Genomic DNA, 13402 nt, shown 5'->3' on the forward strand with positions numbered 1-13402 from the left:
CGTGACCCTCGAACAGCTCAGGATCTTCGTCGCGGTGGCCGAACGCGAGCACGTCACGCGGGGCGCCCAGGCGCTGAACCTGACGCAATCGGCGACAAGTGCGGCGGTGTCGGCGCTCGAAGCGCGCTACCAGACAAAACTGTTCGACCGTGTCGGCCGCCGCATCGTGCTCACCGATGCCGGCCGCATCTTCCTTTTGGAAGCACGCGCGGTACTTGCCCGTGCCAGTTCAGCCGAAATCGTGCTTGCCGACCTCGCCGGTTTGAAGCGCGGCGCACTCAAGCTCGCCGGCAGCCAGACCGTCGCCAATTACTGGCTGCCCAAGATCGCCCACCGTTTCCAGACGAGCTATCCCGGCATTTCGCTGGGCATCACCATCGGCAACACCGAGACGGTGGCAGCACAGGTCCATGACGGTACGGCCGATCTCGGCTTTGTCGAAGGCGAAATCGACGATGCGGCGCTCGCCATCGAGCCGGTAGCCCAAGACGAACTGGTGCTGGTCGCGGCTCCTGGTCATCCGTGGACGGTCACGCCGCCGGCCTCGCCGCGCGATCTCAAGACCGGGCGCTGGATCCTGCGCGAGCAAGGTTCGGGCACGCGCTCGAACCTCGAGGCGATGCTGGCGACCCTTGGCGTCGAAGCAGGCAGCCTCGATGTCGCGCTCGAAATGCCCTCCAACGAATCGATCCGCACCGCTGCCGAGGCCGGTGCGGGCGTTGCCGTCATGTCGCGGCTCGTTGTCGAAGGCGCGCTCAAGGCCGGCACGCTGGTCGCCATCGACTTCGCCCTGCCCAAGCGCAGTTTCTTCGTGCTGCGCCACAAGGAGCGCTATGCCACGCGCGCCGCGCGCGAATTCCTCGCCCTTGTCGTCGGCAGAAAATGACCCGCCTTCAGGCAATTCCACCTGAAAGCGCCTGACAAGAACAACACCAGCCGCGGCCGCGTAGTCACTTGCCTTCGCCGTCCGGCTTCTTGAACAAACCGAGCAGGTCGATCGGCAGCGGAAACACCACCGTCGACGAGCGCTCGCCCGAGATGTCGTGCAGCGCCTCGAAATAGCGCAGTTGCATCGCCTGCGGCTCCTTGGCCAGCATCCTGCCGGCCTCGACAAGCTTTTGCGCCGCCTGCTGTTCGCCCTCGGCATTGATCACCTTGGCGCGGCGCAGCCGTTCGGCCTCGGCCTGCTTGGCGATCGCCCGCACCATGCTCTCGTTGAGGTCGACATGCTTGATCTCGACATTTGTCACCTTGATGCCCCAGGCGTCGGTCTGCTGGTCGAGGATTTCCTGGATGGCGGCGTTCAGCTTGTCGCGTTCAGCCAGCATCTCGTCGAGCTCGTGCTTGCCGAGCACCGAGCGCACTGTCGTTTGCGCCAGCTGGCTGGTCGCGGCCATGTAGTCTTCGACCTTGATGATCGCGCGCTCGGGATCGACGATGCGGAAGTACAGCACCGCATTGACCTTCACCGAGACGTTGTCGCGCGAGATCACGTCCTGCGGCGGCACGTCCTGCACCACCACGCGCAGGTCGACCCGCACCATCTGCTGGACGAACGGAATGAGCAGGATCAGCCCCGGCCCCTTGATGCCGGTGAAGCGGCCAAGCGTGAAGACGACGCCGCGCTCATATTCCCTCAGGATACGGATGGCCGCCGACAGGAACATGACCACGACAAGCGCAAGTATCAGATAGACGACATAGCCGACGATCATTTGGGTTCTCCTGGCTTTTGCGCGTGCCGCCGCCGGATCGTCAGCACGAGATCGTTGATCCCGGTCACCTCGGCGCTGTCGCCAACAGCGAGCGGTTCGTCCGCCCGCGCCCGCCAGCGTTCGCCCTGGGCGAAGACATGGCCCTCGCCCGCCGACCAGTCGATGATCTCGACCGGCAAGCCGTTCATCGCCTTGGCGCCGACGCGCGAAGGCCTATGGCGCGCCGCCCAGACATAACTGCCGGTCAAAAGCGCCAGGCCAAGCGTCAGGGCGGCGGCAGTTCCGATCAGCATCCACGAAATCTCGAAGCCGGGACCCTGAACCTTGAGCAGCATCGCCGCCCCGAGGAGGAACGCAGCAACACCGCCAAGCCCCAGCACCACCGTCGGGTTGAAGGCCTCCATGACCAGGAATGCCAAGCCAAGCAGCATCAGCGCCAGGCCGGCATAGTTGATCGGCAGAAGATCGAGCGCGTAGAGCCCAAGCAGCAGCGCCATGGTGCCGACGACGCCCGGCGCCACCATGCCGGGGCTCGAAAACTCGAAGACCAGGCCGTAGATGCCGACCAGCATCAGGATGACAGCGACATTCGGGTCCGTGATGATGGCCAATAGCCGGATCAGCCAGCCGGGCTCCACCACCTCGACCGGCAGGTCCCTGGTCGCCAGCACCTCTTTCTTGCCGGCGACGTCGACCGTGCGCCCATCGACCTGCCGCAGCAGGTCGGCTCGGTCGCGGGCAATCAGGTCGATGACATGCTCCTGCAGCGCTGCGTTCGCCGACAGGCTGGCGGCATCGCGCACCGCCTTTTCACCCCAGTCGGCATTGCGCCCGCGCAGTTCGGCAAGCGAGCGGATCAGGGCAACCGCATCATTGGTCACCTTGGCCATCATCGGGTCGCCGGCGGGCTCGGCCGTCTTCTGGTCCTTGTTGTCGCCGCCGGGCGATGGCAGGGACGGCATGCCGCCGAGTTCGACGGGCGTTGCCGCCCCCAGATTGGTGCCCGGCGCCATCGCCGCCACATGGGTGGCATAAAGGATGTAGGTGCCGGCACTCGCCGCATGCCCGCCTGCGGGCGCGACATAACCGATGACTGGAATGGGCGAAGAAAGGATGTCGGCGATCATCTCGCGCATCGAGGTGACCAGCCCGCCAGGCGTGTTCATCTCGAGGATGACAACTTCGGCGTTGCGCTTGCCCGCCGTCTCTAGGCCTTCCTTGAGCTGCCTTGCGCTGGCGGGGCCGATGGCGCTATCGATGACGATGGTCAACGCCACCTTCGCGCGGCCGCTGTCTTCTCCGATCGAGGAAGAGGCAGTAAAGGCCGCAGCGGCGAACAACGCCACAACGAAAAGGGCCAAACGCGCGAGTTTCACGCTCAAAGCTCCACATCCTAAGATATGGGCACGTTTTGCGCGAAGTCCAATGCGTTTGAGCTGCCGTCAGCTGAACGTCAGCACGGCTTCCACTTCGTCGTCATAGGTTTCTCCGGTCGCCACAAATCCAAGGCGTTTGTAGAAGCCTTCCGGGCTCGCATCGCCCAGCCCGTAGCTGGTGAACAGCTCGGTGAAGCCCCGCCCCTTGAGATCGCGGACCACAAGCGCGATCGCCTTCTGGCCGAAGCCCATGCGCTGGTACGGGCCTGATATCATGAAGCGCCACAGGAAAGCACCGGGACAATCGATGACGTCGTAGTCGGCGCCGATATGCAGCATGACGAAGCCAATCGGCGTGTCGTCGGCATAGACGGCACGGAACCAGGCATTTTCGGAGAAGTGAGCCTCGGCGATCGAGGTGCCGTTGTCGGCCACCTTGTTGCGCTGGGCTTCGCTCAGCGTCTCGCTGAGTTCGCAAACATCGCTCACGGTCTGTGCGGAGATGCGGCGCAACGAGACCTCTGAGGCCGATGAAATCTGTTCGGTCATGGCAGTTTCCAGGAGTTAGGATATTTGACCCGGCGAATGCCGGCGCGGTTCGTGTCGTCCGCCAACGCGTTGAGCTGTCGCTCGACGCGCGAATACTTGCGTTGATCTTTCGCGTCAACAGGCAGTGCATCCGCGGCCACGGCCCCAAGGCCGCGGATGCTTCTTCGACGCCTAGAAGCTGACCGCCAGCTTGGCGTCGATGCCATGGTCGGAGGCACCGTTGCTGACCTGCCCGGTGTAGCTGATGGCAAGCTTGGCCTTCGGCGCGATGTCGAAGTCGATGCCCGCACCCAGCACCGCCGCGTCCCTGGCGATCGGCGTTCCCGCCACCTCGAAGCCGCCCGAGCCGGCAAAGGCGACCGACGACAGCGGGGTTACATCGCCAAAGGCATGGCGCCAGCCCAGCGTGCCGCGCACGGTGGCATTCACCGCGCCGAGCGCGACATCGGTCGAGCCGCGAACGCCAAGCGTGGTGAAGGTGACGTCATTGCTGGTCGCAGCACTGGACAAGGCTGCCGCCCCACCCGTCTCGGTGAAGGCGTCGGTGCGCAGGTTCACGTAAGACAGGTTGGAGAAGCCTTCGACGGCGAAGCGTCCAGCATCCACCTTGTAGCTCGCCTCGCCGAACACCTGAGCCGTGCCGCCGTCATACTTGGCCGACAGCGCGTCGGAGAAGCCTGTGAAGGCAACCGAACGTGCTGTATCGAAGCGATGCCAGCTATAGGTCGCGCCGGCGGTCAGGCCGAAGGCGCCGACGCGCGTGCCGGCATTGACGCCAAGGTGGTAGTTGTCGCTGCTGCCGCTGGAAGTGCCGTCCGCGGCGTCGAATGTCGAACGGCTGTAGCCGGCGAGCATACCCACACGCCAGGTGTCGCCGACCATCGCATCGGCCCCGCCAATCAGCCCGCCGGTGCTGCGGTCGAAGCCCATGGCGTTGCCGTCGCCATCGGTATTGCCCCACGAACCGAAGGCCCGGGTCCACAGCGCGAAGCGGTCGGTGTCGGCAGCCGCCAGTTCCAGCCCGTCATCGCCATAAGCCATGACCGGCATGCTGGCCGCAGTCGCATCGCCAAACGCCTGGTCGATGCGGCTGGTGGCTGCGTCGAGCAGCACGCCACTGTTCTGCATCATCGTGCCCTGGGCCGAGGCATGCACCTCGCCCGACAGCTGCGCGAAGGCCTGCTGCGCGCCAGCCTCGTCAAGATTGACGACAGCAGCATAAGCCGCATTGCCAAAGCCTGTGCTTTCGAGCGCGGCAGCAGTTGCCCTCTGGTTCCGCGTCACGCCGACTTCGGCAAAGGTGACATCGTTGCGGTTCAGCGTCAGCGTCACGTCCTTGGCGCCGTAGCCAAGCGAGGGGTCGAGGAAGGCGAGGTTCGAGCTGACATCGGCAAACGAACCGGTCACGCCACCGTCGGCGGTGATGATCTTGTAGTTGGTCTGCGGCGCATAACTGTTGCCGCTCGCCAGCGTCAGCACCGATCCCCCCTTGAGCATCGCCTTGCCCGTGGCCGCGACCTTGTCGCTTTCGCCCTTGGCGTTGGCTTCGACCTTGTAGGCCGAGCCGGCCTCGAAGGTGATGTCGCCGGCAACATTGATGGTGCCGATCGAATTGCCCGGTGCCAATACGCCACCGGAAGCGATCACCGTGTTGCCGAGCGTGCCGATGCCGCCCAGTGTGCCACCGGCGCCGACAGTGGTCAGCTTCGACGTAGCGATCGAACCCTGCACCGAAAGCGCGCCGGCCTTGACGAGGGTCTCGCCGGTGTAGCTGTGGGTGCCGTCGAGAACAAGCGCGCCAAGGCCGAGCTTGGTCAGGCTGCCGTTGCCCGAGATTTCCTTATTGATACCAACGACATTGTGCGCATCAGCGATGTCGAGCGAGCCGCCGCCCGCCTCCAGCACCACGTTGCGGCCCAACACATGCATGTCGGTGCCGGCGATCCGAAGACTGCCGCCGTCGAGCCTGAGCTTGGCCTGTTCACCGCCAAGTGCTGCATCCTCGTCGACGATGACGGTGCCGCCATCAGCAACCTTCAGTTCACCGATGAAGCTGTGATCGTCGATGCAATAATCGCGGATCGCCTGCTGGAAGCGCGCATCGGTGCTCTTGCAGTCGAGCAGCGTCTTTTTCTCGGTGTCGGTCAGTCCGGCCAGAAGCGGCATGCCGTTGTCGTCGGAGATCTGGCCGAGATAGATGTCGTTGCGCATGTTGTTGCGGCTGAGCACGAACTCCTTGCCGCGCTCGCTGAAGGTCGAGGCATCTTGGCCCCAGACCACGCGCGTCTTGGCCGTGCCGTTGTCGTCATAGTTCTGCAGCACCGGCCCGACCCAGCGCAGCGTGTGCGCCACCGGCTCATGGTCGGACAGCGGCGTCTTGGAGCCGTCCGGATTAGTGACGTATGAGGTGTCGCGAATGACGCCCAGATACGGATCTTTCGGATCGTCATTGATCACCCACCACTTGCCGAACGGCCGCGACGCCAGGAAATGGTCGATCTTGACGCGGTGCCAGCTGCCCCAGGTGTTGGTCGCGTCCTCGCCATGCGACGGCCAGGTGACCGAGCCGTCATTGAGCGCATGCGGCGAAAACTGCTCGCGCTCATTGGGCAGCTGCAGCAGCTGGTACTGCTTCTTCAGGATGTTCATTGTCTGCGGCAGGTTGCCGGCAACCGGGTACATCTCATCGGCAAACAGACCGGCCGGAACGGTCGAGGCATCGATCTGGGCTGCCGTCTTGCCCTTCCACTGGGTGAGATAGGCGTCGAGCGCCGCCTGGTCCTTGGCATATTGGCGCAGCAGGTCGAGATAAAACGGCGTCGTCGGGCTCTTGGTGTAGATCTTGAGCAGCCGTTCCTGCTGGCTGATCGAGTGCAGCCCACGCTCGGACACGTCGCCGGCATTGAAGTCACCGGTCAGGATCACCGGCCCCTGCCCCTTCGCCCAATTGTTCAACGCCTTGGCCTGGCCGATGCGGTTGGTCGAGGGATCGTAATAGTTCAGGTGCGTCGTCGCGACGATCGTCTGCGGCTTGCTCACCGTCGGATCGAGCTTGGTGTAGGTCGCGATCACGCCTTGGGTGACGGCGCCAAAAGTGCCGGGAAGGCGTGAAAACACACCGACGTCATTGTCCTGGCGGGTGCCATAGGTGCCGAGCCCGGCAGCCTGCATCAGGCCGGGCAAGTCGCGTGCATAGGTGCTGTTGGCGCGGAATTCCTGGAAGGTCAGGACGTCGTAATTGCCCTTGATGAAGAAGTCCGCCGCCACGGCGGGGTTGGGCTTGAAGCGGTCGAGCCACGTGTTCAGGGTCAGGATCCTGATCGAATCCTCCGCCGCCTGCGCCGTCATCGCCGACACGGCCAATGTCGTGCCGCACAACAATGCCGCGGCGAGCGCGCGCAAGCGCCTTTGGTGTTGGCCAGGCGTGTTGGCAGGGGCTTCGGCCATGCCGTTGTGGATCGTCTTCATCGCGTAACTCCGTTGTTGCGCGACCGCGCATTGTCACAAAACCGCCAGGGCTGGCGTGCGAATGACATGTTGCGGTCACTGAAAAGTACGGATTCGGACATTAATGATGGTAGATGTCACTTTTACAACATTTTCAGAAATGCAGAGGATTTCGAAAATGAACCGTGCGGCGGCCGAGATGCCGGGTGAAGCCACGGCAGATATTTGCTAGCAAGGATTGTGGAGACCGGATCGCAGATGCCCCAAACCGACGAACCTGGCATGGAGATGGACAACAAGAAGTCGGCCCGTCAGGCCCAACTGCTGAGCTATCTGGAGAAGAACCACTACGTCTCGATCGAGGAGATCACCACGCTTTACGGGGTGACGACGCAGACGGCGCGTCGCGACATCATGGCGCTCGAACAAGGCGGCAAGGTGCGGCGCCTGCATGGCGGGGCAACCATCTCGGCGCCCGTCGATCCGGCCGTCTTGCGCCAGCGCCGCGTCGAAAACGCCGCCGCCAAGGAAAAGATCGGCCGCCTCACCGCCGATCTGGTGCCAGACGGTGCTGCCGTGTTCATCGACACCGGCACGACCTGCGAAGCGGTGGCGCGCGCTTTGGTCAAGCGCCGCGACCTGCGTGTCGTCACCTATTCGCTGCGGGTTGCAACCACCTTGAGTGAAAGCACCAACTTCGCCATCGCGGTACCTGGCGGCTTCGTGCGCCAGGTCGATGGCGGCGTCTTCCGCGAGGAAACGTCCGAGTACATCAGGCGCTTCAAATTCGACGTCGCCATCATCTCGGTCAGCGGCGTCGACCATGATGGCGACATCGGCGACGACGATCATGCCGAGGTCGCCGCCGTCTCCGCCGCCATGGGCCAGGCCGAACGCACGATCATGGCGGTGGACAGCTCGAAATTCGGCCGCCGCGCGCTGGTGCGCCTCGGCTCGCTCTGCGACATCCACACGCTGGTCACAGACACGCTGCCGGAAGAGCGCCTGCTCGCCAAGCTGCGCGACAGCGGCGTCGAGATCTGTGTTTAGCCCGGCGCTGCCTCGGCAAACTGCGGCAAGCCATCGTCGAGCTTGAGCCAGGACTGCTTCGATGAGATCCAGATGTGCATGGCCGGGCGAAACAGGCTCGGATCGTCGAGCGAGCCCGACGTCACGGCCAGAACGCCCGCCACCTCACGACCGGACAGCACCGTCGTGCCGCATTCGGCACAGAAACCGCGCTTCACCGCCGGTGACGAATAGGCGATCTTCACCGGCCCGCTGAGCGCAACTGCCTCGGCACGAAACATCAGCCGCGCGTTGAACGCGGCTCCCACGGCCTTCTGGCAGCTTCGGCAATGGCAGATGCGCTCGTTCAGCGGCGTGGCTTCCACGACGTAGCGCACGGCTCCGCACATGCAGCCGCCTTCATACCGTTGCGTCATAGCTTAAGCCTCTCGCCCGAAGATTTCGGCCTCAGGCATAAGGTGCGCAATGATCTGTTGTCGATGGGAAAGTTGCGTGACTGCCTCAGCCGGCAGTCACTTCAAAGCCGCGGAAAACTCAGGAGCAAAGCGGGATGCACTGTGAGGGCGTGGTGCGAAACAGCCGGCTTTGCCGCCGCGCGCTGACCCGTGACGAAACGCTTTCCCAGACTTGCGTTCCGGCAACGGCATGCCGCGCCAAAAGCCTGATGTCATCGGGGCAATAGCCGTCGCGCTCCATGACCGTCAGGATGATCGGGTCGTGCAGCAATTCCTCAAGCGTCAATTCGTGCTGGTCGTTCATAGTCGCCTCCGTTCGTGACCATTTCGACATTAGGCACTATAGCCCCGAACCATGACCGCCGGATGGCGGTTCCGTGACAGGAGCCGGGTATTTTTCGAAACAGCGAAAACCTCGCCACCTCGCATGCGATATTATCCGCACACGTCACCCGCCGCCTCAAATCAAATTACCGAGACGACAATCTTCCATTTTGCATTCAATATGTTGCGCCAACGGCGTGAACCAGTTTGGCCACACGTGATACTCGCCACTACCAGCTGATCCGGGCCTGCGGCATGCCATACATCAGGCGCGAAAACTCATCGCCTGACACATGCACCAGCGTGCGGTGATCGCCACCTTCGAAATAGATGTCGCTGCCGCGACGCAACTGCTCGTCGATCACGCAGGCGACCCGATAAGGCACGCCCAGGATCGGCACCGCGCCCTCGTCGCAATCGGGAAACAACGAGCTTGCCTCGTCCGCGGTCGCCAGCCGCACCTTGTCGCCGATGATCTCGCGCATGCGGGCCAGGTCGACATGGCGCGAAGCCGGCAGAACGACGAGCACATAGCCGTCCTCCCACTTCAGCACCACGCCCTTGGCGATCGCGTTGCCAGGCACGTGGCTCGCTTGCGCCGTCATCATCGAGCAGCCGGTGCGCGCATGTTTGGCGGCATCGTAGCGGATGTGATTGTCTTCGAGATATTCCTGCATCGTCAATGAGATAGCCATGATCACTCCCTTTCGCGGCAACATCGCGTCACTGCGGCCGGTACATGGTGGGCGGGCACTGTCTGCCGCGCGGCGAAGCCTGGCCGCATCATCGCCAGCTCATTTTCGATCAGTCTGCTGGCCGCATCTTCCGGCCCCCATGGAGGGGCATTCTCAGCGTGCCGGAACGATACATCCGAAGCCCTTGTCCGGCAAGGATTTTGGCCGCGCGCTGGCCTTTTCCGGCAGCGCGCGGCCCGTCATTCAATTCACCTCTTTGACCTGCTCGTCCCAGCTCTTCACCTTGGTCTCGCCATTGAGGAAAGGCAGAGCCGTCTGGGCCAGTTCGGGTGCGAAGAAGACGTCATAGTGGGTGCGGTTGGGAATGATCGCCAGGCGGTTCTGCGACATGGTCTCGCGCATCCAGCCGGCATCCTTCAGCCCGCCGCCGAGCAGCTGGTAGAACTTCACGATGTGCTCGGGGCGGTACATGTCGCTGTCGCCATAGACCAGCATGACCGGCATCTTCAGCGTCTTGACGTCATCGGCCCAATCATAGGGCGTGCGCATCAGCTCACCCATACGATCGAGCAGTTTCGGAAAGTCCTCGACCTTCGGCGCCACCGCCGCATAGGCCTGATACATCGGCGTCTGCTTCATCATGTCGGCCATGCCGGCGCCAACCTGCGCCTGCATCGGCAGCATCTCGGGGTAGAAGCCGTCCTGGGCATAGCCGGCCGAGACCAGCACCAGGCGGCGAACCGCGTCGGGATGCTGCACGGCAAGGCGGAAGGCCACGCCCGCGCCCATCGAATAACCCATCACATCGACCTTATCGTGACCCAGCTGCTTCACCAGTCCAGCCATGTCGTCGCCCATGTCGATCAGGCTCATCTTGCGCTCGGTGAGCGCGGTGCGACCATGGCCATAGAGATCGACGGCAATCACTTGCCGGTTCTTCGACAGTGCGGGCAGCACCGGCCCGTACATGTCGATCGAACCCAGCCCGCCATGCAGCAAAAGCAAAGGCTCGCCTTCACCACGGATCTCGTAAAAATAATTCACGCCATTGACCTCGGCATAGCCAGTCTTGACGTTCGTTTCGGTTGTCTTCGTCGCCTCGGCCATCGCCGCTCCTCCTGTCACAACTGCGAATGCGGCTGCCGCCAGCATGGTGATGAAACTGCGCTTGTTCATGTCCTCGTCCCTTCTCGCTCAAAACCTTCCGGTTCCTTGCCTCTAGGACGAACGGGAACTTGCCAGGCCGACAGGTGTGGGAGAATTTTTCCACGGGTGGAGAGAATATTCGAGCGGGGTTACGTGCGGCACAGTGGCAGGCGCGCTTGGCTCGCGAAGCACATGTCTGGTCCTTCCCCCTCCGGTCTTGGTATCGTCGAAGGGCCAGGGGAAGGATCGCTGCAGTGGCGATTTTTTCCTTCACCGTCCACTAGGCAGGACGGTCACGGCATGGATCCCCGGGACTTCGCACGTCGCTGCGCTCCTGCTCCGCCCGAGGATGACGAAGGCATTGATGTCGTGGGCTAATCGCCGACGTCAACGACTGGCATCATGCTCCCATCCTTTGCGCAAAATTCCCGGCATTTTCCTGCCAAGTGCTATTTGCCAAGCGCCAACCTCGGCGACTAGCCGCGAGCCCCAACATGTCCTCGTCATCCTCGGGCGGAGCAGGAGCGTAGCGACGTGCGAAGTCCCGGGGATCCATGCCGTGACATCAAAGCGGCTACAGCGGTCCCATGCCACTCTTTTCATCGATGCAACCTGTCGCCATCTGTCACCATCCAGCGTGGATAGCCGCGCCGGCTTTTCCACGCCCTCCCAAACCTGCCGTATCATCATCTCGCGAACTTCCACGGGACCCCGGTGCGCACCGGGCTCGGGGGGAAGCGCCGGTGCCGGGCTGGCAGGAGGTCGGATCTCCTGCTGGGTGATGAGCCCCCAAGCCCGGGCCTTGCGGCGGCTGGCGGCGCGAAAGCGTTGAGGCGACTGAGCGGGGCAAGAACACCGGGCGGGGCGCGAACGTCGCGCCACAAATCATTATCGGAAGGCACGGCCTCGCGCCCCGCTTCCCGAACTACCTCCTGCAAGGGAGTGCTCTTTGACAATAGCCAGGCGCGAAAGCGAGCGTGGCAGTGAATAAGCTTGGCTCCTTCGCCCCGTTTACGGGGAGAAGGTGCCGGCAGGCGGATGAGGGGCGGTTCGAACTTGCCGAATTTGGCGCTGCCCCTCACCCGGCCCTTCGGGCCACCCTCTCCCCGTAAACGGGGCGAGGGAAAAGCGTCAAATCGTCTTCGCCAGCGCTTCGAGCTGGTCGGCGCACTGGCCCCAGCCTTCGTGAAAACCCATCTTGTCATGGGCGTCGCGGTCTTCGATCGACCAGTGCCTGGCTGCGGCGGTGTATTTGGTCTTGCCGGCGCCAGCGTCCTCGAAGGTCAGCACAACCGTCATGAACGGTTTTTCGGACGGTGCCCACGCTTCGGTATAGGCGTCGGTGAAGACCAGTTTCTCGTTCGGCACGACTTCGAGATAGATGCCGGAATTGGGATATTCCACGCCTTCGGGGCTGCGCATGGTGATGGAATTGGTGCCACCGGCGCGGACGTCGAGCTTGGCGCTTGACGTCGTCCAGGGCAACGGCGCGAACCATTTCGGCAAGAGCTCAGCGTCGGTCCAGCAGCGATAGACCTTCTCGCGCGGCGCATCGATGATGCGGGTGAGAACAAGCTCGCGGTCCTGGACTGGGATGGCGGTGGCAGTTGCTGTCATTCGTCTTCTCCTCGTTGAAGTCGGCTTTCGGACCAAGGACGAGCCACGTGAACCGATCCCGACAGGCCACCGCGAAAAAAACGAGTTAGTGTTTCCGTGCCTGGACGAGATAGGAATCGATCGACGCCTCGCCCAGCCATCTGGCTGCTTCAAGCCGGTGCAGGCCCTCGACCAGCACGTAGCGCTTGCCGTCGTGGCGCACCTGGATCGGCGTCTTCATGCCGTTTTCGACGATGTCTTCGGCCAGATGCCGCACGGTTTCGGGATGCAGCGTCTTCTTGCGCGCTGCCGGCACATAGATGTCGTCGAGCGGTATCTTCTGGACTCTGAGCATGGTGGCTTCCGGCTGTGGAAGTACAGCTTCACCTAGATAGGGTGTTTCCATGAGCCGGCCAAGGCAGCCAGACTTGAACAGAGCTGCGTTGGATCAGATCTTTTTCTTGGCGGCACGCCGCTTGGCGTCGTCGATCATCATGTTGGCGAGCTGCATGCGCACCATGGCGCGCTGGCGCAGATGCGGGGCCACCCGGTCGGGATGATTGGCGAGCGCAAAGATGCGGCGCAGCTTGGCCAGATCGGCGGGCTTGACCTCGGCCAGGCCGAGTTCGGCGGCGATCGCGTCGGGATCGATCGACGGCGCCTCAAGTTCTTCGATAGCAGCCGCCTTGGCCTTGACCATGTCGAGCAGCGAGACGAACTCGTCTTCAAGCGCGGCACCAGCCTCGCGATATTCGGCGGCAACGGTCTCGCCGGCAACACGAATGCGCCCCGAATGCAGCTCGTCGGCAACCGCCAGATAATCGAACGGGATTGTCGGCGCGGGCGCAATCTCGCTGGGCTCCGAAGCGACGAACAGATCGTCGAGCAACGAAGCGAAGTCGCGATTGGTCTCGGTGGCCATGCAAGCCCCTCCGCACGAAAACGCATGATACGCAAAAACTGGCCGGACCATAATGGGGCCAGGTTAAAAATCGCTTCGAAGCTTCGGCAGTATCTTACAAAATTTCGCCGCCGGCACGACAAATTCGAACGGCACACAGACTGCATGG

Annotated in this window: 13 protein-coding genes; 2 read left to right on the forward strand and 11 right to left on the reverse strand. The window is 63.0% G+C overall.

The window, feature by feature from the left end; all coding sequences use genetic code 11:
- Position 1 precedes the first annotated feature (1 nt).
- Complete coding sequence (locus tag AC1RTB_RS02180) at positions 2–886, forward strand: LysR family transcriptional regulator (protein WP_492876545.1); 885 nt, start codon at positions 2–4, stop codon at positions 884–886.
- 64 nt (positions 887–950) lie between these two features.
- Here the strand turns inward: AC1RTB_RS02180 and AC1RTB_RS02185 are convergent, their stop codons facing one another.
- The 4 genes from AC1RTB_RS02185 to AC1RTB_RS02200 form a co-directional block, all read right to left on the reverse strand.
- The gene (locus AC1RTB_RS02185) at positions 951–1715 is read right to left on the reverse strand and encodes a slipin family protein (protein WP_492876543.1); all 765 of its coding nucleotides are present in this window, start codon (positions 1713–1715) and stop codon (positions 951–953) included.
- Positions 1712–3091, reverse strand: a complete 1380-nt coding sequence (locus AC1RTB_RS02190; protein ID WP_492876541.1) for an NfeD family protein — start codon at positions 3089–3091, stop codon at positions 1712–1714. Before AC1RTB_RS02190 ends, AC1RTB_RS02185 begins: the two co-directional genes overlap by 4 nt.
- A 66-nt stretch (positions 3092–3157) precedes the next feature.
- Positions 3158–3640, reverse strand: coding sequence for a GNAT family N-acetyltransferase (locus AC1RTB_RS02195; protein WP_492876539.1), 483 nt, complete (start codon positions 3638–3640; stop codon positions 3158–3160).
- 171 nt (positions 3641–3811) lie between these two features.
- Positions 3812–7108, reverse strand: a complete 3297-nt coding sequence (locus AC1RTB_RS02200) for an autotransporter domain-containing protein (RefSeq protein ID WP_492876537.1) — start codon at positions 7106–7108, stop codon at positions 3812–3814.
- Between the two features lie 237 nt (positions 7109–7345).
- Here AC1RTB_RS02200 and AC1RTB_RS02205 point away from each other — a divergent pair, with 237 nt between their 5' ends.
- Entirely contained in the window at positions 7346–8137 is a 792-nt protein-coding gene (locus AC1RTB_RS02205; RefSeq protein WP_492876535.1) for a DeoR/GlpR family DNA-binding transcription regulator, read from the forward strand.
- On the opposite strand, the gene AC1RTB_RS02210 is transcribed toward AC1RTB_RS02205, so the two are convergent.
- The 7 genes from AC1RTB_RS02210 to AC1RTB_RS02240 all read right to left on the reverse strand — a co-directional run bounded on the left by AC1RTB_RS02210 (position 8134) and on the right by AC1RTB_RS02240 (position 13254).
- Entirely contained in the window at positions 8134–8532 is a 399-nt protein-coding gene (locus AC1RTB_RS02210) for a GFA family protein (RefSeq protein WP_492876533.1), read from the reverse strand. The two genes, AC1RTB_RS02205 and AC1RTB_RS02210, sit on opposite strands and share 4 nt — an antisense overlap.
- Before the next feature lie 118 nt (positions 8533–8650).
- The gene (locus AC1RTB_RS02215) at positions 8651–8875 is read right to left on the reverse strand and encodes a hypothetical protein (RefSeq protein ID WP_492876531.1); all 225 of its coding nucleotides are present in this window, start codon (positions 8873–8875) and stop codon (positions 8651–8653) included.
- Between the two features lie 250 nt (positions 8876–9125).
- Positions 9126–9590, reverse strand: a complete 465-nt coding sequence (locus AC1RTB_RS02220) for an aminoacyl-tRNA deacylase (RefSeq protein ID WP_492876529.1) — start codon at positions 9588–9590, stop codon at positions 9126–9128.
- 243 nt (positions 9591–9833) lie between these two features.
- Positions 9834–10766 (reverse strand): alpha/beta fold hydrolase, encoded by a 933-nt coding sequence (locus tag AC1RTB_RS02225; protein ID WP_492876527.1) that lies wholly within the window; start codon positions 10764–10766, stop codon positions 9834–9836.
- Between the two features lie 1101 nt (positions 10767–11867).
- On the reverse strand, positions 11868–12353 hold the full coding sequence (locus AC1RTB_RS02230) for an SRPBCC family protein (protein WP_492876525.1): 486 nt from the start codon (positions 12351–12353) through the stop codon (positions 11868–11870).
- Between the two features lie 85 nt (positions 12354–12438).
- The gene (locus AC1RTB_RS02235; RefSeq protein ID WP_492876523.1) at positions 12439–12687 is read right to left on the reverse strand and encodes a ParB N-terminal domain-containing protein; all 249 of its coding nucleotides are present in this window, start codon (positions 12685–12687) and stop codon (positions 12439–12441) included.
- 93 nt (positions 12688–12780) lie between these two features.
- Positions 12781–13254, reverse strand: a complete 474-nt coding sequence (locus AC1RTB_RS02240) for a hypothetical protein (RefSeq protein ID WP_492876521.1) — start codon at positions 13252–13254, stop codon at positions 12781–12783.
- Positions 13255–13402: the final 148 nt, after the last annotated feature.

The sequence above is a fragment of the Aminobacter sp. GW821-FHT11F06 genome (assembly GCF_058808215.1).

Bases quoted from the DNA above. Each gene is read 5' to 3' on its own strand.
- AC1RTB_RS02185 (WP_492876543.1), bottom strand. From the start codon at position 1,715: ATGATCGTCGGCTATGTCGTCTATCTGATACTTGCGCTTGTCGTGGTC.
- AC1RTB_RS02225 (WP_492876527.1), bottom strand. From the start codon at position 10,766: ATGAACAAGCGCAGTTTCATCACCATGCTGGCGGCAGCCGCATTCGCA.
- AC1RTB_RS02215 (WP_492876531.1), bottom strand. From the start codon at position 8,875: ATGAACGACCAGCACGAATTGACGCTTGAGGAATTGCTGCACGACCCG.
- AC1RTB_RS02230 (WP_492876525.1), bottom strand. From the start codon at position 12,353: ATGACAGCAACTGCCACCGCCATCCCAGTCCAGGACCGCGAGCTTGTT.
- AC1RTB_RS02195 (WP_492876539.1), bottom strand. From the start codon at position 3,640: ATGACCGAACAGATTTCATCGGCCTCAGAGGTCTCGTTGCGCCGCATC.
- AC1RTB_RS02210 (WP_492876533.1), bottom strand. From the start codon at position 8,532: ATGACGCAACGGTATGAAGGCGGCTGCATGTGCGGAGCCGTGCGCTAC.
- AC1RTB_RS02235 (WP_492876523.1), bottom strand. From the start codon at position 12,687: ATGCTCAGAGTCCAGAAGATACCGCTCGACGACATCTATGTGCCGGCA.
- AC1RTB_RS02205 (WP_492876535.1), top strand. From the start codon at position 7,346: ATGCCCCAAACCGACGAACCTGGCATGGAGATGGACAACAAGAAGTCG.
- AC1RTB_RS02200 (WP_492876537.1), bottom strand. From the start codon at position 7,108: ATGAAGACGATCCACAACGGCATGGCCGAAGCCCCTGCCAACACGCCT.
- AC1RTB_RS02240 (WP_492876521.1), bottom strand. From the start codon at position 13,254: ATGGCCACCGAGACCAATCGCGACTTCGCTTCGTTGCTCGACGATCTG.
- AC1RTB_RS02220 (WP_492876529.1), bottom strand. From the start codon at position 9,590: ATGGCTATCTCATTGACGATGCAGGAATATCTCGAAGACAATCACATC.